Genomic DNA, 16,928 nt, shown 5'->3' with positions numbered 1-16,928 from the left:
AAAAACAGCATATTTGTCACAGAATAAGAATGAAAACGCAAATGACGGAAGAAACGAACCATAAGACCTGTAAATTAGGCTTGGCTTTGAGCGGAGGAGGAGCGAAAGGTTTCGCTCATATCGGAGTTTTTAGATTACTGGAAGAATGCGGTCTGAAGCCGGATATCATCGTTGGTACGAGTGTCGGTTCGTTGATGGGTGCTTTGTTTGCCGATGGCTATACGTCCGACGAAATTAAAGAACTCTTTACCGGACGTGAGTTTTCCGAATTCGCCCAGTTGCAAATCCCGAAATCGGGATTGTTCGACAGCAAGCGGTTCCGCTATTTCCTTCGTCGTCATTTGAGGGCTAAAACGTTTGAAGAGCTGAAAACTCCTTTGGTTGTCGTGGCGACCGATCTTGACAATGGCGAGAGCCATGAGTTTCGTAGCGGCCCCATCGTAGAGGCGGTGACCGCTTCCTGTAGTATTCCGATTATCTTTAGCCCGGTCGTGATAAACGGAGTGCATTATGTTGATGGAGGTCTTTTCCATAATTTCCCGGTTTCGATCATCCGTGAAGAGTGTGAACGTATCATCGGTGTGAATGTCAGTCCCCTTGTCCCGCAAAAGTACAAGCAGACGATTTTCCATATCGCGGAACGTTCCTACCACTATATGTTCCGGGCAAACACGTTGGAGGACCGCGAGATGTGCGATGTCCTGATCGAGGCGGAGGAGTTCGGTATGTATAAGACATTCGATCTGGAAAATGTGGATGAGATCGCGGGTATCGGATATGCTGCGGCGATCCGGGCATTCGAGGTCGTGATAAAAGAAAATAAATATGAAACCTTGGTGAACGCTATTATGGCAAGAAGAAACAACGCCTTGATGCCATAGTTTTTTCCGGAAGTTCCGGTGTTCACTCCAAATATTAACTAAGTTGGCAAATAACGCGATGAAACAGGCAAATAAGATGGTAATATATCAGGTCTTTCCACGTTGGTTTGGAAATATGAAATCATCCCTGGTGAAGAATGGAAGTAAAGTTGAAAACGGAGTAGGAAAGTTTTCGGACTTTACGCCGGTTGCTTTGTCCAAGATTAAGGAGTTGGGAACCACCCATATCTGGTATACCGGAGTGATCGAACATGCAACGAATACTGATTATACGGCTTACCAGATACGAAGAGACCATGCGGCAGTCGTAAAGGGGAATGCCGGCTCGCCTTATGCGATCAAAGATTATTATGATATAGACCCGGACCTGGCCGATAATGTGCCTGACCGTATGAAAGAATTCGAATCGCTGGTCAGAAGGACGCATGAAGCCGGAATGAAAGTAATCATCGATTTCGTACCTAATCATGTGGCCCGCCAGTATTATTCGGATGCCAAGATGGCATATGTGGAAGACTTGGGGCAAAAAGACAATACTTCGAAAGCTTTCGATCCTAATAATAATTTCTATTATATACCGGGGCAGACTTTGTGTCTGCAATTCGGTGCTCAGCAGGAAGATTTTGAATATAGTGAATTTCCGGCGAAAGTCACGGGGAATGATTGCTTCAGTACCTGTCCCGGACAAAACGACTGGTATGAGACGGTCAAGTTGAATTATGGTGTTGATTATGTGAACGGCCGTACCCTGCATTTTGATCCGGTTCCCAATACATGGGCGAAGATGCTGGATATCCTGCTTTTCTGGGCGGAAAAAGGGATAGACGGTTTCCGGTGCGATATGGCGGAAATGGTTCCGGTTGAATTCTGGAACTGGGTGATCCCGAAGGTGAAACAGGCTTATGATGTTTGTTTTATTGCCGAAGTTTATAATCCGGCAGAATATCGCAATTATATCTGGAACGGACATTTTGATTATTTGTATGATAAGGTCGGACTGTACGATACGGTACGGGCGGTCATGTGTAACCAGGCTCCGGCAAGCAATATCTCCGGATGCTGGCAGTCACTCGAAGGCATCCAGCATAATATGTTGAACTTCCTTGAAAACCATGACGAGCAGCGTATCGCTTCTTACTTCTTTGCCGGTGATCCGCGTCCGGGAATTCCGGGGATGATCGTGTTGGCTATGATGAATACCAATCCGGTGATGATCTACAGCGGACAGGAGTTAGGAGAGCCGGGAATGGACGATGAAGGGTTCAGCGGACGTGATGGGCGCACGACGATTTTTGATTACTGGAGTCTTGCCAGCTTGCGTAACTGGATAAACGAGGGAGCTTTCGATGGGGGCAAACTGACTGCCGAACAACGGCAGTTGCGCGAGGTGTATGCAAAGATCTTGAATATATCAAAGTCCGAACGGGTTATCACGGAAGGAGTTTTCTATGATTTGATGTATGCAAACCTGAGCAATCCGTATTTTAATTCACACCGTCAATTCGTGTTCATGCGTAAATATCAGAATGAAGTGTTGTTAGTGGTGGTCAACTTTGACAAGGCAGAGCAGACGGTACGCATCCAAATTCCTGACGAGGCATTCAAGGCACTTGATTTCGGGGACAACAAAGCTGCCGTACAGACCGATCTGATGACTGGAGAGAACTGTATCAGCACATTGACGGCTGCTTGGCCCTATCAGGTCGTTATACCTGCTTATTCCGGTCGTTTACTGAAGTTTACATATTGATTTATGATTTATGGTTTGTGATTTATGATCTGCTCTGACCGATGTGTTTGGTAATAAATCATAAATCATAAATCATAAATCATAATTGTTTTGTACCTTTGCACTCACAATTCAAATCTATTTACTTAAGATAAATATTCGGAATAATGAGTGCACAAACTCCTTTCTTGGTGTTTTCGGGAACTAACTCCCGGTATCTTGCAGAGAAAATTTGCAATAGTCTTGGTTGTCCGCTGGGACAGATGAACATTCAACACTTTGCCGATGGTGAATTTGCCGTCTCTTATGAAGAGTCGATTCGCGGTCGCGATGTATTCCTGGTACAATCAACGTTTCCTAACTCTGATAATCTGATGGAGCTTCTCCTGATGATCGATGCTGCCAAGCGTGCTTCAGCACACTCTGTAATCGCAGTTATTCCTTATTTCGGTTGGGCACGTCAGGATAGAAAAGATAAACCGCGTGTTTCTATCGGGGCCAAACTGATCGCAGACATGCTGAGTACTGCCGGTATCGACCGCTTGATTACGATGGACCTGCATGCCGATCAGATTCAGGGATTCTTTAATGTTCCGGTCGACCACTTGTATGCATCTTCCATTTTCCTGGATTACATTAAAACATCATTGCCTCTGGATAACCTGTGTATCGCTACACCGGATGTTGGAGGAACTAAACGTGCCAGCAGTTATTCCAAATACCTGGGTTTGCCGATGGTTATTTGCCACAAGTCACGTCTGCGTGCCAATGAAGTGGCCGAAATGCGTATCATCGGTGATGTGAAAGGTTTGGATGTACTTTTGATCGACGATATGGTGGATACGGCCGGTACTATTACGAAGGCTGCCAACCTGATGCTCGAAAACGGTGCTAAATCCGTGCGTGCCATCGCCAGTCATGCCGTTATGTCCGACCCGGCTTCTACACGTGTAGACCAGTCTGCTTTGACTGAAATGATCTTTACGGATTCTATCCCTTATGCAAAGAAATGCGAAAAGGTGAAAGTGTTGTCTGTTGCCGATATGTTTGCCGAAGCCATCCGTCGTGTTTGTAGCGGTGAATCTATCAGTTCTCTGTATACTATTTAATTAATGCATATATCAAGGAAAGGCTGCAATCCTGCGGGATGAGCAGCCTTTTTATTTCCATATAATTCTTAACTTTGTCTGCATGAAAAAGAGCGAGAACCTTCTCGCTTGATATGATTAAGATGAATTATTGGTTTAATCTATAGGTCAGAATGGATCAGCATGCGTACCGGTATCGGTAAAAAGGAGTATAAACTCTGTTTCGTTTTGGCTCCAGACTAATAACCGGTCTGATTATATAATGGCACTCCCATAGACCGTCATACTTATGTTTTTACCGTTTCTTTTTTACTTGTTGCCTCTATCTTTACTTAATTTGAATATTACGGCCAAAAATAATAATTAGCAATTTGCCTATTTCTCTTCATCAATAATCATGCCACTGCCGAGGCAAAGACGATGGTCTTTGTCGTAGACTACTCCGTACTGTCCGGGGGCTATTCCTTGGATTTTGTTGTCGGATTCGATGCGGTATAAGTCTCCGATGCGACGGATGCGGCCGTGTGTGAAGTCCGGTGTGTGGCGGATCTTGAAAGTGATCTCTTTCTCGTCTTCAAATTCTCCCCATGGGTCTTCGGTGATAAAGTCGAAGCCGTGCATGTTGATAATCTTGCCGTACTGTGTTTCCGGATCATAACCGTTGGAAACATAGATAATGTTCCGCTTGATGTCCTTTTTGATAACGAACCACGGTCCTCCGCTTAAGCCTAAACCCTTACGCTGTCCGATGGTGTGGAACCAGTAGCCGTTGTGTTTGCCTAACACCTTGCCTGTTTCCAGTTCGACGATCTTTCCGGTTCGTTTGCCCAGGTAGCGTTCGATGAAATCATTATAGTTGATCTTGCCTAAGAAGCAGATTCCCTGGCTGTCTTTCCGTTTGGCACTCGGCAGTTTTTGTTGTTCGGCTATAGCTCGGACTTCGCTTTTCATGAGATGTCCGATCGGGAACATTAATTTCTGTATTTGCAAACGAGTGATTTGGCCGAGGAAGTCGGTCTGATCTTTTACCGGATCCTTGGCGGTGGAAAGCCATACTTTACCGTCTATCTCGGTTGTCGTGGCGTAATGACCGGTCGCTATTTTATCGAAATCCTTTCCCCATTTCTCTTCGAAGCAGCCGAATTTGATATATTTATTGCACATCATATCCGGGTTGGGGGTGAGTCCGCGTTTTACGGAATCAATGGTGTAGCTCACGACACGATCCCAATATTCGTCGTGCAAGGAGACGATTTCAAACCGGCAACCGTACTTCTTGGCGATATAAGAGGTGATTTCAATATCTTCTTCGGCAGGGCAGTCTATATATCCGTCTTTATCTTCCATGCCGATACGGATATAGAAAATGGTAGGATCGTATCCTGCCTCTTTCAACTGGTGGACGACTACGGAGCTATCTACTCCTCCCGAAACTAATGCTGCGATTTCCATATTTTTACAGTGAATAAGAATTGTACAAAGGTACGGTAAATTTTTCAATTAAAACAGGAGAGATACTTTGGGTGCATCGATTACCGATAAGATACATGTCGGGACGACGAAAAATTATTGGCAGTATCTTTCGGAAATGTTGGGTTTGGAACTGCTCGATTACGGTATTATATCTAGCCGGACGAATCTTATTCTAACTGAAGGGATAGTAGTGACGATTTGATAGAATTGAAAGAGCGATTCTAGTTGGGATACTTTTAACCTGCAAAACATTTTTCATCTCATCGGAATTGCTTATTTTCGCATCCATAATAGTTCTCTTTTATGAATGTAGACATAACAGATTTAAAGACGGTCCGTTTGAGTCAGGACGGGAGTGCTGTGATTATCTTGGACCAGACCTGCTTGCCGGGATCTGAAGTCTATGTTTCCCTTTCTTCTGCAGAAGAGATTTGGGAGGCTATATATAGATTAAAGGTGCGCGGGGCGCCGGCTATCGGGATAGCTGCTGCCTATGGCATTTATGTTTGTAGCCGACAGATTGCGGCAAACACTTATGGTGGTTTTTGCAGTGAGTTTCTCCGAATCAAGGATTATCTGGCATCTTCTCGCCCTACTGCGGTCAACTTGGTTGCGGCTTTGGACCGGATGGAAAAAGTTGTGGTCGCCCATTCTGTGAATCCTGTTCCGGAAATAGTGGAACTGTTGCGTGTCGAGGCGGAGGCGATCCGGGCGGAAGATGCGGCTGCTTGCCGTAAGATAGGAGAGAACTGCTTGTCCTTGTTGCGCCCGGGAATGGGAATCCTGACACATTGCAATGCCGGTCATTTGGCGGTATCGGAATATGGAACGGCTCTCGCTCCGGTTTATTTAGGAGAAGAACGTGGATATGGCTTTAAGGTGTTTGCCGATGAAACGCGTCCGCTGTTGCAGGGTGCACGCCTGACGGCCTACGAATTGCAGAAGGTGGGTGTGGATGTTACCTTGATTTGTGATAATATGGCGTCGGCCGTCATGCGGAAAGGCTGGGTACAGGCTGTCGTGGTCGGTTGCGACCGGGTCGCGGCAAATGGCGATACGGCTAATAAGATCGGGACTTCGGGAGTGGCGATCCTGGCTCGTTATTACGGTATTCCTTTTTATGTGTTAGGTCCGACATCCACTATTGATTTGAATTGTCCGGATGGGGATTCGATCGTGATAGAAGAACGGAATCCCAAGGAAATTACGGATATGTGGTATGCTTCGCGGATGGCTCCTGAAGGGGTGAAAGCTTATAATCCGGCTTTTGATGTAACTCCTCACGACTTGATAACTGCGATTATAACCGAAAAAGGTATTGCTTATCCTCCTTTCCGTCTGGAGGATTTCTGAAAAATATTTACGGAAAGTTTTGCTAATCCCGAAACAATCAGTAATTTTGCTGCCCAATTTGTGGATATAGTAATTAAACAATATAATAAATTAAATTATGATCGTAGTTCCATTAAAAGAAGGCGAAAACATTGAAAAAGCGCTGAAGAAATTCAAAAGAAAGTTCGAAAAAACAGGTGTAGTAAAAGAATTGAGAAACCGTCAGGCTTTCGAAAAACCCTCTGTAGCAAAGAGAAAACAAACTATGCGTGCTGTTTACGTTCAGCAATTACAGCAGGTAGAAGAATAAAAATACAAAATCTATCTGCCAGGCTTGTTTTATTGGATTCTTATTCTTATTTTCGTTGCATAAAAGTTGATGCAACGTGAATGTGCTGATTGATTCATTTTTAGATTATCTTCGGTATGAGCGGAATTATTCCGAATATACGATTAATGCTTATTTTAAAGATTTACAGCAGTTTGAAGATTTTGTAAAAGAGAAGAAGGAAGGCATATTTGTGCCGGGGGAAGTTGATACGGATATTGTACGGAATTGGATTATATCTTTGTTGGATAATAAGATTTCGCCCGTATCTGTCAATCGGAAATTGAGTTCTTTGAAATCTTTTTTTAAATTCCTTATGAAGCAGGGATTCGTTTCTGTAAATCCGTTACGGTTTGTGACCGGTCCGAAAACAAAGAAGCCGTTACCTACTTTTGTAAAAGAGAAGGATATGGAAGAGTTGTTGGATGGAGACGGGTTTGATGAGGATTTTGAAGGGGTGAGGGATCGTCTGATACTTGAAATGCTGTATGATACCGGGGTGAGACGTTCGGAGCTGGTCGGTTTACAAGATACCGATATAGACTACGATGCTATGCTGATCAGGGTGACAGGTAAGCGTAACAAGCAGCGGCTGATTCCTTTTGCAGAAAGATTAAAAAACTTGATGCTTGCATACACTGAAGTCCGAAATCGTGAAGTTGACGCAGGATGCGGATGGTTCTTTGTCCGGAAGAATGGAGAACAATTGTCTACGGGTATTCTTTATACGATAGTAAAAAAGAAGCTTTCGGACATTCCGACATTGGCAAAATGCAGTCCCCACGTATTAAGACATTCGTTTGCAACAAGTATGTTGAATAATGGAGCGGAGTTGAACGCCGTGAAAGAGTTACTCGGTCATAGCAGTCTGGCTTCTACCAGTATTTACACACATACAACCTTTGAGGAATTAAAAAAAGTGTATCATGCTCATCCAAGAGCACAAAAAGAAGGAGGTTTATTATGAACATTAGAATTCAAGCAATCCATTTTGATGCAACTGATCAATTAGAAGCGTTTATTCAGAAGAAAGTGGCTAAGTTGGAACAGTATTTCGACGGCATTATATCGGCAGAAGTTAGTTTAAAGGTTGTAAAACCAGAATCTGCAAAGAATAAAGAAGCTGCTATTCGGTTGATTATTAAAAATGGAGATTGTTTTGCCGAAAAGGTAAATGATACCTTTGAAGAATCAATTGACGAATGCGTAGAAGCATTGGAGAAACAGTTAGTTAAATTCAAGGAAAAAATCAGAGCCAAATAAAAAAAACGGTAGATAAATTTGGTATATAAGAAATAATGCCTAAATTTGCAGCCGTTTCGCCTTGGTGACGAAACGGCTGCTTTTTGAAGCAGATATGCCTCTTTAGCTCAGTTGGCCAGAGCACGTGATTTGTAATCTCGGGGTCGTTGGTTCGAATCCGACAAGAGGCTCAAAATAGTTGATAGTGGAAAGTTGACAGTTGACAGTTTATGTCACTTTCCAGTTTTATTTGTCAACTATCAATTTTCAACTGTCAACTTATTGGGCAGTTACCAGAGTGGCCAAATGGGGCTGACTGTAACTCAGCTGTCTTTCGACTTCGGTGGTTCGAATCCATCACTGCCCACAAAATAAAACAATTTATAAAAGAATTGGTTTGTTTGAAATTGCGGAAGTAGCTCAGTTGATAGAGCATTAGCCTTCCAAGCTGAGGGTCGCGGGTTTGAGTCCCGTCTTCCGCTCTTATTTATTGCCTGTGTAGCTCAGCGGTAGAGCACTTCCTTGGTAAGGAAGAGGTCCCGAGTTCAAGTCTCGGCACCGGCTCAAAATGGTATTTTAGAACATGATCATTAATCAAATAAAGAACAATTAAGTTATGGCAAAAGAGAAATTTGACAGATCGAAACCACATGTGAACATTGGTACGATTGGTCACGTTGACCACGGTAAAACAACTTTGACAGCTGCTATCACAACAGTATTGGCAAAGAAAGGTCTTTCAGAATTGCGTTCATTCGACTCAATCGACAACGCTCCTGAAGAAAAAGAAAGAGGTATCACTATCAACACTTCTCACGTAGAGTATTCGACTGCAAACCGTCACTATGCTCACGTAGACTGTCCGGGTCACGCCGACTACGTAAAGAACATGGTAACTGGTGCTGCTCAGATGGACGGTGCTATCATCGTAGTTGCTGCTACTGATGGTCCTATGCCTCAGACTCGCGAGCACATCTTGTTGGCTCGTCAGGTAAACGTTCCGAGATTGGTTGTTTTCATGAACAAATGTGACATGGTGGACGACGAAGAAATGTTGGAACTGGTTGAAATGGAAATGAGAGAACTTCTTTCATTCTATGATTTCGATGGTGATAACACTCCGATCATTCGTGGTTCTGCTTTGGGTGCTTTGAATGGCGATCCGAAATGGGAAGAAAAAGTAATGGAACTGATGGAAGCTTGCGATACTTGGATTCCGCTGCCTCCGCGTGAAGTTGACAAGCCTTTCTTGATGCCTATCGAAGACGTATTCTCTATTACTGGTCGTGGTACAGTTGCTACTGGTCGTATCGAAACTGGTATTGTGAAAGTTGGTGATGAAGTTCAGATCATCGGTTTGGGTGCTGACGGAAAGAAATCTGTTGTTACAGGTGTTGAAATGTTCCGTAAGTTACTGGATCAGGGTGAAGCTGGTGACAACGTTGGTTTGTTGCTTCGCGGTATCGACAAGAACGAAATCAAACGTGGTATGGTAATCTGCCACCCGGGTCAGGTAAAAGAACATTCTCGTTTCAAAGCTGAGGTTTATATCTTGAAGAAAGAAGAAGGTGGTCGTCACACTCCGTTCCACAACAAATATCGTCCTCAGTTCTATATCCGTACATTGGACGTAACTGGTGAAATCACTCTTCCGGAAGGAACTGAAATGGTAATGCCTGGTGATAACGTTACAATTGACGTTGAACTGATCTATCCGGTAGCTTGTAATGTAGGTCTTCGTTTCGCTATCCGCGAAGGTGGTCGTACAGTAGGTGCTGGTCAGATCACAGAATTAGAAAACTAATTCAAACATATAAAATGTAGCCAGTCTTTTTTTAGGGCTGGCTATTTTACGGAACTAGCTCAGTTGGTAGAGCACTGGTCTCCAAAACCAGGTGTCGGGAGTTCGAGCCTCTCGTTCCGTGCTAAAAATCTATAGATTCGATGAAAAAGATAATTAATTATATTAAGGAATCTTATAACGAACTTGTTTATAAAGTTTCTTGGCCTACGAGAACAGAGCTTTCCAATAGTGCTGTGGTTGTTATGTTTGCTTCCCTTATAATTGCGGCATTAATCTTTGTTATTGATTTAGGCTTTGAGGGCGTGATGCGTTTCTTCTACGAGAAAATCTTTTAATCAGTTTAAAGTATGTCTGATATTCAAAAGAAATTTTATGTTCTGCGTGCTATTAGTGGCAAGGAGAATAAAGTCAGAGAGTATCTTGAGGCTGAGTTGAAGAATACTGACTTAGGTGAGTATGTGTCACAGGTCTTGATTCCTACTGAAAAGACTTTTACGGTACGTAATGGTAAGAAGGTGATGAAAGAACGTGCTTACTTGCCTGGATACGTTTTGGTAGAAGCCGCTTTGGTTGGAGAAGTCGCTCATCGATTGAGAAACATTCCTAACGTAATCGGTTTTTTGGGTGGATCGGATAATCCCGTTCCCTTGCGCCCGGCAGAAGTTAGTCGTATTTTAGGTACGGTTGATGAATTGCAGGAACAGCAAGATGACCTAGATATTCAGTTTTATGTTGGTGAGAATGTGAAAATCACTTTTGGACCCTTTAATGGCTTCACTGGTGTGATTGAGGAGGTCAATGCCGAGAAAAAGAAACTTAAAGTGATGGTAAAAGTTTTCGGACGTAAAACACCGCTTGAGTTGGGTTATATGCAAGTGGAGAAGGAATAAGTGCTTTTGTTACGAAAAGTACTGTCTTTCTTTAAAAGTTATCGATGTTATATATCTAAAAAATTTTAGAAACAATGGCTAAAGAAGTTGCTGGACAAATCAAATTGCAGATTAAAGGAGGAGCAGCAAACCCTTCTCCCCCTGTAGGACCTGCTCTGGGTTCTAAGGGTATTAATATTATGGAGTTTTGCAAGCAATTTAATGCCAGAACCCAAGACAAGGCCGGTAAGATATTACCTGTTGTAATCACTTACTATGCCGATAAGTCTTTCGACTTTGTTGTAAAAACTCCTCCTGTTGCTATCCAGTTGTTGGAAGCTTCCAAACAGAAGAGTGGTTCTGCTGAGCCGAATCGTAAGAAGATTGCAGAAATCTCTTGGGATCAGGTAAAAACTATTGCAGAGGACAAGTTGGTCGATCTGAACTGCTTCACTGTCGAGTCAGCTATGAGAATGGTTGCCGGAACAGCAAGAAGTATGGGTATCACTGTTAAAGGGACATTCCCGGGTAATAATTAATAAACTTCAATTGAGATGAGTAAACTTACAAAAAATCAAAAGTTGGCTTTGGGCAAGATTGAAGCTGGGAAAGCGTACACATTGAAAGAAGCTTCAGCTTTGGTAAAAGAAATTACTACTACTAAGTTTGATGCCTCTGTAGATGTTGATGTTCGTTTAGGTGTTGACCCTCGTAAAGCTAACCAAATGGTGAGAGGTGTGGTTTCACTGCCTCACGGAACGGGTAAGCAGGTTCGGGTTCTCGCATTATGTACACCAGACAAGGAAGCTGAAGCTACTGCTGCAGGTGCTGACTATGTTGGATTGGACGAGTATATTGAAAAGATTAAAGGCGGTTGGACTGATATTGACGTAATTATCACTATGCCTTCTATCATGGGTAAGATTGGTGCTCTGGGTAGAGTATTAGGCCCGCGTGGTTTGATGCCTAACCCAAAGAGTGGTACGGTTACCAATGAAATTGGAAACGCAGTGAAAGAAGTTAAGCAAGGTAAGATCGACTTTAAGGTAGACAAATCCGGTATCGTTCACACTTCAATCGGTAAGATTTCTTTCAATTCCGATCAGATTCGTGACAATGCTAAGGAATTTATTTCAACTCTTTTGAAGTTGAAACCGTCTGCAGCTAAAGGTACATATATAAAGAGCATTTATCTTTCAAGTACAATGAGTGCGGGTATTAAAATTGACCCCAAATCAGTTGAAGAAAACTAATTAAAATTATTGGACAATGAAAAAGGAAGATAAAGGCTTAATTATAGGTCAACTGACTGAGATCGTAAAGGAATATCCTAACTTTTATTTGACTGACATCGAAGCATTGGATGCTGAGAAAACCAGCAAATTGAGACGGGAATGTTTCAAGAAAGAGATCAAGTTGGTTGTTGTAAAGAATAACTTGCTTAAAAAGGCATTGGAAAATGTAGAAGGTGATTTCTCACCTCTGCAGGTTGCAATGAAAGGCAATACAGCTGTGATGTTCTCACAGACTGCTAATGCTCCCGCTCGTCTGATTAAGGAATTTACTAAAGATGCTAAAAAGGATGCTCCTGTTAAGCCGGAATTGAAAGCTGCCTATGTACAGGAAAGTTTCTATATCGGTGCAGAAAATCTCGAAGCCTTGGTAAATATCAAGAGCAAAAACGAACTTATCGGAGATGTTATCATGTTGTTGCAATCTCCGGCGAAGAACGTTATCTCTGCTCTTCAGTCATCAGGACAAACTATCCATGGTCTGTTGAAGACTTTGGAAGAAAGATAATTTTTTTAATTTACACAGATAAACAAACATTTAAATCATACAAAAATGGCAGATTTGAAAGCTTTTGCAGAACAATTAGTAAACCTGACCGTAAAAGAAGTTAGCGAACTGGCTACAATCCTGAAAGAAGAATATGGTATCGAACCTGCAGCTGCAGCTGTTGCTGTTGCTGGTCCTGCTGCCGGTGGCGCTGCTGCCGCTGCAGAAGAAAAAACTTCTTTTGACGTAGTATTGAAAGCAGCTGGTGCAAACAAGCTGGCTATCGTTAAGTTAGTAAAAGAATTAACTGGTCTTGGTTTGAAAGAAGCTAAAGATATGGTTGACGGTGCTCCTAGCGCTATCAAAGAAGGAATCGCTAAAGCTGATGCTGAAGCATTGAAGAAACAGTTGGAAGAAGCTGGAGCTGAAGTTGAGCTTAAATAGTATTTATAACCTGGTAATCAGGTGATTTGGTTAAGAGTCTCCCTTAAAGGAGATTCTTAACCTTTTTGTGTCTATAATTTCAATAAGTTCAATAAATTCCTTACTAGATGTCTTCAACAGCTGAAAACCAAAGAGTTAATTTTGCTTCGATCAAAAATCAGTTCCCATATCCGGACTTTCTCGAAGTACAATTGAAGTCATTCCAAGACTTTCTTCAACTTGACACACCTCCTGAAAAGAGAAAAAAGGAGGGATTGTATAAGGTATTTGCCGAGAATTTTCCGATAGCAGATACGCGTAACAATTTTGTGTTGGAGTTCTTAGATTACTATATAGATCCGCCTCGCTATACGATTGACGAATGTATTGCTCGCGGGTTAACCTATAGTGTGCCTTTAAAAGCGAAGTTAAAACTGTATTGTACAGACCCTGATCACGAGGATTTCGATACAGTGATACAGGACGTATATCTGGGCCCGATTCCGTATATGACGGAAAGGGGCACTTTCGTGATAAATGGTGCGGAGCGTGTTGTGGTTTCACAATTGCACCGTTCACCGGGTGTATTCTTTGGACAAAGTACACATGCCAATGGTACGAAGTTGTATTCAGCGCGTATCATTCCTTTTAAAGGTTCCTGGATCGAGTTTGCAACTGACATCAACAATGTGATGTATGCTTACATCGACCGTAAAAAGAAATTACCTGTAACAACCCTTTTAAGAGCTATTGGTTTTGAAAGCGATAAAGACATTCTCGAGATCTTTAATCTGGCTGAAGAAGTAAAAGTTTCGAAAGCTAACCTGAAGAAGCTGATCGGTCGTAAACTGGCTGCTCGTGTTTTGAAGACTTGGGTGGAAGATTTCGTAGATGAAGATACCGGTGAGGTTGTTTCTATTGAACGTAATGACGTTATCATCGACCGTGAGTCGGTTCTCGATAGCGACAATATTGAGGCTATTCTGGAATCTGGCACGCAAAACATTCTATTACATCGTGAGGACCAGAATCTTTCAGATTATGCTATCATCTATAATACGCTTCAGAAAGACCCTAGTAACTCTGAAAAGGAAGCTGTCCTGTATATTTATCGTCAGTTGCGAAATGCAGAACCTGCAGATGAAGCAAGTGCCCGTGAAGTTATTCAGAACCTGTTCTTCTCTGAAAAGCGTTATGATTTAGGTGAAGTTGGCCGTTACAGAATTAATAAGAAGTTGAACCTTACTACCAGCGATGATATTAAGGTTTTGACAAAAGAAGATATAATCGAGATCATCAAGTATCTGATTGAGTTGATCAACTCGAAAGCGATCGTTGATGATATCGACCATTTGAGCAACCGTCGTGTGCGTACAGTGGGCGAACAGCTGTACAACCAGTTCGGTATTGGTTTGGCTCGTATGTCTCGTACGGTTCGTGAACGTATGAATGTACGCGATAATGAAGTGTTTACTCCGATTGATTTGATTAACGCGAAGACTATTTCTTCTGTCGTTAACTCATTCTTCGGAACGAATGCTTTGTCTCAGTTTATGGACCAGACAAATCCACTGGCTGAAATTACGCATAAACGTCGTTTGTCTGCATTGGGACCGGGTGGTCTGTCTCGTGAACGTGCTGGATTTGAGGTTCGTGACGTACACTATACGCATTATGGTCGTCTTTGTCCAATTGAAACTCCTGAGGGACCGAACATCGGTTTGATCTCTTCTTTGTGTGTATATGCTAAGATTAACGATCTTGGTTTTATCTCTACTCCGTACCGTAAGGTTGTTGATGGTAAGGTGGACTTTTCTGAGGAAGGTTTACAATATTATACTGCAGAAGAAGAAGAAGAATTGACGATTGCCCAAGGAAATGCTCCATTGGATGATAACGGCAAGTTTGTTCGTGATAGAGTGAAAGCTCGTTTTGAAGCTGATTTCCCGGTCGTGCCTCCTACGGAGATCGATTTGATGGACGTTGCTCCACAGCAGATTGCTTCTATTGCGGCTTCTTTGATTCCGTTCTTGGAACATGACGATGCTAACCGTGCATTGATGGGATCTAACATGATGCGCCAGGCTGTTCCTTTGCTGCGTACGGATGCTCCAATCGTTGGTACAGGTATCGAAGCGCAGGTTGCTCGTGATTCACGTACCCAGATCATGGCTGAACGTGAGGGAGAAGTTGTATTTGTGGATGCAACTTGTATCAAGATCAAATATGACCGCTCGGAAGATGAAGAATTCGTAAGTTTCGAAGATGCGGTTAAGACATACAATATTCCGAAGTGGCGTAAGACTAACCAAAGTACGACTGTCGATCTGCGTCCGATCTGTCATCGTGGTCAGCGTGTGAAGGCTGGCGATATCCTGACGGAAGGTTATTCTACTCAGAATGGTGAGTTGGCCTTGGGACGTAACGTGAAAGTGGCATATATGCCGTGGAAGGGTTACAACTATGAGGATGCTATCGTTTTGAACGAACGTATGGTCCGTGAAGACTTCTTTACTTCAGTTCACGTTGACGAATACATTTTGGAGGTTCGTGAAACGAAACGTGGTATGGAAGAGTTGACTTCCGATATCCCGAATGTCAGCGAAGAAGCGACTAAGGATTTGGATGAAAGAGGTATTGTCCGTGTGGGTGCTCGTATTGAACCGGGTGATATTTTAATTGGTAAGATTACTCCGAAGGGTGAATCTGATCCTTCTCCAGAGGAAAAATTGCTTCGTGCAATTTTCGGCGATAAGGCTGGTGATGTGAAAGATGCTTCTTTGAAAGCAACCCCGTCTCTTCGTGGTGTAGTTATTGAAACTGCTTTATTCTCGAAAGCCATCAAGAAGCGTAAGTCCAGACTGACAGACAAGGCTATTCTTCCTAAATTGGATGAGGAATACGAAATGAAGATGGCTGACCTGAAGAACTTGTTGGTTGATAAACTGTTGGTTTTGACTAATGGTAAGGTTTCTCAGGGAGTTAAAGACTATATGAATACAGAGATTATTGCGAAGGGAGTAAAGTTCTCTCGCAAGGCTCTGGAAGAATTGGATTATAATTCTATCCAAGTAAGTAAATGGACTGCCGATGCTGATAAGAACGAACTTATCAAGCAGGTGATTCTGAATTATTTGAAGAAATATAAGGAACTGGATGCTGAGTTGAGACGTAAGAAATTTGATCTTACGATCGGCGATGAACTGCCTACTGGTATTGTTCAGATGGCTAAGGTTTACATTGCTAAGAAACGTAAGATCCAGGTTGGGGATAAGATGGCCGGTCGTCATGGTAACAAGGGTATTGTTTCCAAGATCGTCCGTCAGGAAGATATGCCATTCCTTGAAGATGGAACTCCGGTTGATATCTGTTTGAATCCGCTGGGTGTACCTTCTCGTATGAACTTAGGACAGATTTTTGAAGCTGTGTTAGGTTGGGCAGGCCGGACGATGGGGGTTAAATTTGCTACTCCTATCTTTGATGGTGCAACATTAGATGATATGAATGAATGGACGGACAAAGCCGGATTACCCCGTTACGGTAAGAGCTACTTGTATGACGGTGGAACAGGTGAACGTTTTGACCAGCCGGCTACAGTGGGTGTTACTTACTTCCTGAAGTTGGGTCACATGGTTGACGATAAGATGCATGCTCGTTCAATCGGTCCGTACTCTCTTATTACTCAGCAGCCTCTGGGTGGTAAGGCACAGTTTGGTGGTCAGCGTTTCGGAGAGATGGAAGTTTGGGCACTGGAAGCTTTCGGTGCTGCACATGTTCTTCAGGAAATTCTTACGATCAAATCTGACGACGTTGTTGGACGTTCTAAGGCTTACGAAGCAATTGTGAAAGGTGATCCGATGCCACAACCGGGTATCCCCGAATCTTTGAACGTATTGCTGCACGAGCTGAGAGGTCTTGGTTTAAGCTTTACTCTGGATTAATTCAAAAACAATATAAGTAGATGAGTTTCGGCTCATCTA

At 42.9% G+C, this 16,928-nt stretch carries 16 protein-coding genes and 5 tRNA genes; 20 read left to right on the top strand and 1 reads right to left on the bottom strand.

The features are described 5' to 3' along the window. Nucleotides 1-41 precede the first annotated feature (41 nt). The 3 genes from KTG12_RS04240 to KTG12_RS04230 all read left to right on the top strand — a co-directional run bounded on the left by KTG12_RS04240 (nucleotide 42) and on the right by KTG12_RS04230 (nucleotide 3,719). Nucleotides 42-881, top strand: a complete 840-nt coding sequence (locus KTG12_RS04240; protein ID WP_119215303.1) for a patatin-like phospholipase family protein — start codon at nucleotides 42-44, stop codon at nucleotides 879-881. A gap of 58 nt (nucleotides 882-939) precedes the next feature. After that, entirely contained in the window at nucleotides 940-2,631 is a 1,692-nt protein-coding gene (locus KTG12_RS04235; RefSeq protein ID WP_155143699.1) for an alpha-amylase family protein, read from the top strand. A gap of 146 nt (nucleotides 2,632-2,777) precedes the next feature. Then, nucleotides 2,778-3,719 carry a ribose-phosphate pyrophosphokinase gene (locus KTG12_RS04230; protein WP_005637158.1) on the top strand — a complete coding sequence of 314 codons (942 nt, stop codon included), beginning with the start codon at nucleotides 2,778-2,780 and terminating at the stop codon, nucleotides 3,717-3,719. A gap of 354 nt (nucleotides 3,720-4,073) precedes the next feature. Here the strand turns inward: KTG12_RS04230 and mnmA are convergent, their stop codons facing one another. Next, nucleotides 4,074-5,150, bottom strand: a complete 1,077-nt coding sequence (mnmA, locus tag KTG12_RS04225; RefSeq protein WP_005648093.1) for a tRNA 2-thiouridine(34) synthase MnmA — start codon at nucleotides 5,148-5,150, stop codon at nucleotides 4,074-4,076. Nucleotides 5,151-5,474: 324 nt separating this feature from the next. On the opposite strand from mnmA, the gene mtnA reads away from it, so the two are divergent. The 17 genes from mtnA (at nucleotide 5,475) to rpoB (ending at nucleotide 16,889) form a co-directional block, all read left to right on the top strand. Then, a complete protein-coding gene (gene mtnA, locus KTG12_RS04220; protein ID WP_005650426.1) occupies nucleotides 5,475-6,524 on the top strand; it encodes an S-methyl-5-thioribose-1-phosphate isomerase in 1,050 nt (349 codons plus the stop codon). A 97-nt stretch (nucleotides 6,525-6,621) separates the two neighbouring features. Beyond that, entirely contained in the window at nucleotides 6,622-6,813 is a 192-nt protein-coding gene (rpsU, locus tag KTG12_RS04215; RefSeq protein ID WP_005637142.1) for a 30S ribosomal protein S21, read from the top strand. A gap of 82 nt (nucleotides 6,814-6,895) precedes the next feature. Next, nucleotides 6,896-7,798, top strand: coding sequence for a tyrosine recombinase XerC (gene xerC, locus KTG12_RS04210; protein ID WP_173022987.1), 903 nt, complete (start codon nucleotides 6,896-6,898; stop codon nucleotides 7,796-7,798). Then, nucleotides 7,795-8,094, top strand: coding sequence for a ribosome hibernation-promoting factor, HPF/YfiA family (gene hpf / locus KTG12_RS04205; protein WP_005637140.1), 300 nt, complete (start codon nucleotides 7,795-7,797; stop codon nucleotides 8,092-8,094). Before xerC ends, hpf begins: the two co-directional genes overlap by 4 nt. Before the next feature lie 96 nt (nucleotides 8,095-8,190). Then, nucleotides 8,191-8,264, top strand: a tRNA-Thr gene (locus KTG12_RS04200). 93 nt (nucleotides 8,265-8,357) lie between these two features. After that, nucleotides 8,358-8,440: transfer RNA gene (locus tag KTG12_RS04195), tRNA-Tyr, on the top strand. A 42-nt stretch (nucleotides 8,441-8,482) separates the two neighbouring features. Then, nucleotides 8,483-8,555: transfer RNA gene (locus KTG12_RS04190), tRNA-Gly, on the top strand. A 10-nt stretch (nucleotides 8,556-8,565) separates the two neighbouring features. Beyond that, a tRNA-Thr gene (locus KTG12_RS04185) sits at nucleotides 8,566-8,637 on the top strand. Between the two features lie 52 nt (nucleotides 8,638-8,689). Further along, complete coding sequence (gene tuf / locus KTG12_RS04180; RefSeq protein WP_005637139.1) at nucleotides 8,690-9,877, top strand: elongation factor Tu; 1,188 nt, start codon at nucleotides 8,690-8,692, stop codon at nucleotides 9,875-9,877. Nucleotides 9,878-9,925: 48 nt separating this feature from the next. Beyond that, nucleotides 9,926-9,998 (top strand) — tRNA-Trp (locus KTG12_RS04175). A 19-nt stretch (nucleotides 9,999-10,017) separates the two neighbouring features. Continuing rightward, nucleotides 10,018-10,212, top strand: coding sequence for a preprotein translocase subunit SecE (gene secE / locus KTG12_RS04170; RefSeq protein ID WP_005637138.1), 195 nt, complete (start codon nucleotides 10,018-10,020; stop codon nucleotides 10,210-10,212). Between the two features lie 12 nt (nucleotides 10,213-10,224). Continuing rightward, the gene (gene nusG, locus KTG12_RS04165) at nucleotides 10,225-10,767 is read left to right on the top strand and encodes a transcription termination/antitermination protein NusG (protein WP_005637137.1); all 543 of its coding nucleotides are present in this window, start codon (nucleotides 10,225-10,227) and stop codon (nucleotides 10,765-10,767) included. A 74-nt stretch (nucleotides 10,768-10,841) separates the two neighbouring features. Next, nucleotides 10,842-11,285, top strand: a complete 444-nt coding sequence (gene rplK, locus KTG12_RS04160) for a 50S ribosomal protein L11 (protein ID WP_005637136.1) — start codon at nucleotides 10,842-10,844, stop codon at nucleotides 11,283-11,285. Nucleotides 11,286-11,300: 15 nt separating this feature from the next. Beyond that, nucleotides 11,301-11,999, top strand: a complete 699-nt coding sequence (rplA, locus tag KTG12_RS04155) for a 50S ribosomal protein L1 (RefSeq protein WP_005637135.1) — start codon at nucleotides 11,301-11,303, stop codon at nucleotides 11,997-11,999. Nucleotides 12,000-12,015: 16 nt separating this feature from the next. After that, nucleotides 12,016-12,546, top strand: coding sequence for a 50S ribosomal protein L10 (rplJ, locus tag KTG12_RS04150; protein WP_005637134.1), 531 nt, complete (start codon nucleotides 12,016-12,018; stop codon nucleotides 12,544-12,546). 45 nt (nucleotides 12,547-12,591) lie between these two features. After that, entirely contained in the window at nucleotides 12,592-12,969 is a 378-nt protein-coding gene (gene rplL / locus KTG12_RS04145; protein WP_005637133.1) for a 50S ribosomal protein L7/L12, read from the top strand. A 107-nt stretch (nucleotides 12,970-13,076) separates the two neighbouring features. Next, on the top strand, nucleotides 13,077-16,889 hold the full coding sequence (rpoB, locus tag KTG12_RS04140) for a DNA-directed RNA polymerase subunit beta (RefSeq protein ID WP_005637132.1): 3,813 nt from the start codon (nucleotides 13,077-13,079) through the stop codon (nucleotides 16,887-16,889). Nucleotides 16,890-16,928: the final 39 nt, after the last annotated feature.

The organism is Parabacteroides sp. MSK.9.14 (assembly GCF_019041495.1).
In the GTDB taxonomy this organism is placed as follows: domain Bacteria; phylum Bacteroidota; class Bacteroidia; order Bacteroidales; family Tannerellaceae; genus Parabacteroides; species Parabacteroides merdae.
This window is presented reverse-complemented; position numbering and strand designations above follow the sequence as displayed.

Excerpts from the sequence above, each read along its gene's own strand:
- KTG12_RS04240 (WP_119215303.1), top strand. The coding sequence starts at position 42 with ATGACGGAAGAAACGAACCATAAGACCTGTAAATTAGGCTTGGCTTTG.
- KTG12_RS04235 (WP_155143699.1), top strand. The coding sequence starts at position 940 with ATGAAACAGGCAAATAAGATGGTAATATATCAGGTCTTTCCACGTTGG.
- KTG12_RS04230 (WP_005637158.1), top strand. The coding sequence starts at position 2,778 with ATGAGTGCACAAACTCCTTTCTTGGTGTTTTCGGGAACTAACTCCCGG.
- mnmA (WP_005648093.1), bottom strand. The coding sequence starts at position 5,150 with ATGGAAATCGCAGCATTAGTTTCGGGAGGAGTAGATAGCTCCGTAGTC.
- mtnA (WP_005650426.1), top strand. The coding sequence starts at position 5,475 with ATGAATGTAGACATAACAGATTTAAAGACGGTCCGTTTGAGTCAGGAC.
- rpsU (WP_005637142.1), top strand. The coding sequence starts at position 6,622 with ATGATCGTAGTTCCATTAAAAGAAGGCGAAAACATTGAAAAAGCGCTG.
- hpf (WP_005637140.1), top strand. The coding sequence starts at position 7,795 with ATGAACATTAGAATTCAAGCAATCCATTTTGATGCAACTGATCAATTA.
- tuf (WP_005637139.1), top strand. The coding sequence starts at position 8,690 with ATGGCAAAAGAGAAATTTGACAGATCGAAACCACATGTGAACATTGGT.
- secE (WP_005637138.1), top strand. The coding sequence starts at position 10,018 with ATGAAAAAGATAATTAATTATATTAAGGAATCTTATAACGAACTTGTT.
- nusG (WP_005637137.1), top strand. The coding sequence starts at position 10,225 with ATGTCTGATATTCAAAAGAAATTTTATGTTCTGCGTGCTATTAGTGGC.
- rplK (WP_005637136.1), top strand. The coding sequence starts at position 10,842 with ATGGCTAAAGAAGTTGCTGGACAAATCAAATTGCAGATTAAAGGAGGA.
- rplA (WP_005637135.1), top strand. The coding sequence starts at position 11,301 with ATGAGTAAACTTACAAAAAATCAAAAGTTGGCTTTGGGCAAGATTGAA.
- rplJ (WP_005637134.1), top strand. The coding sequence starts at position 12,016 with ATGAAAAAGGAAGATAAAGGCTTAATTATAGGTCAACTGACTGAGATC.
- rplL (WP_005637133.1), top strand. The coding sequence starts at position 12,592 with ATGGCAGATTTGAAAGCTTTTGCAGAACAATTAGTAAACCTGACCGTA.
- rpoB (WP_005637132.1), top strand. The coding sequence starts at position 13,077 with ATGTCTTCAACAGCTGAAAACCAAAGAGTTAATTTTGCTTCGATCAAA.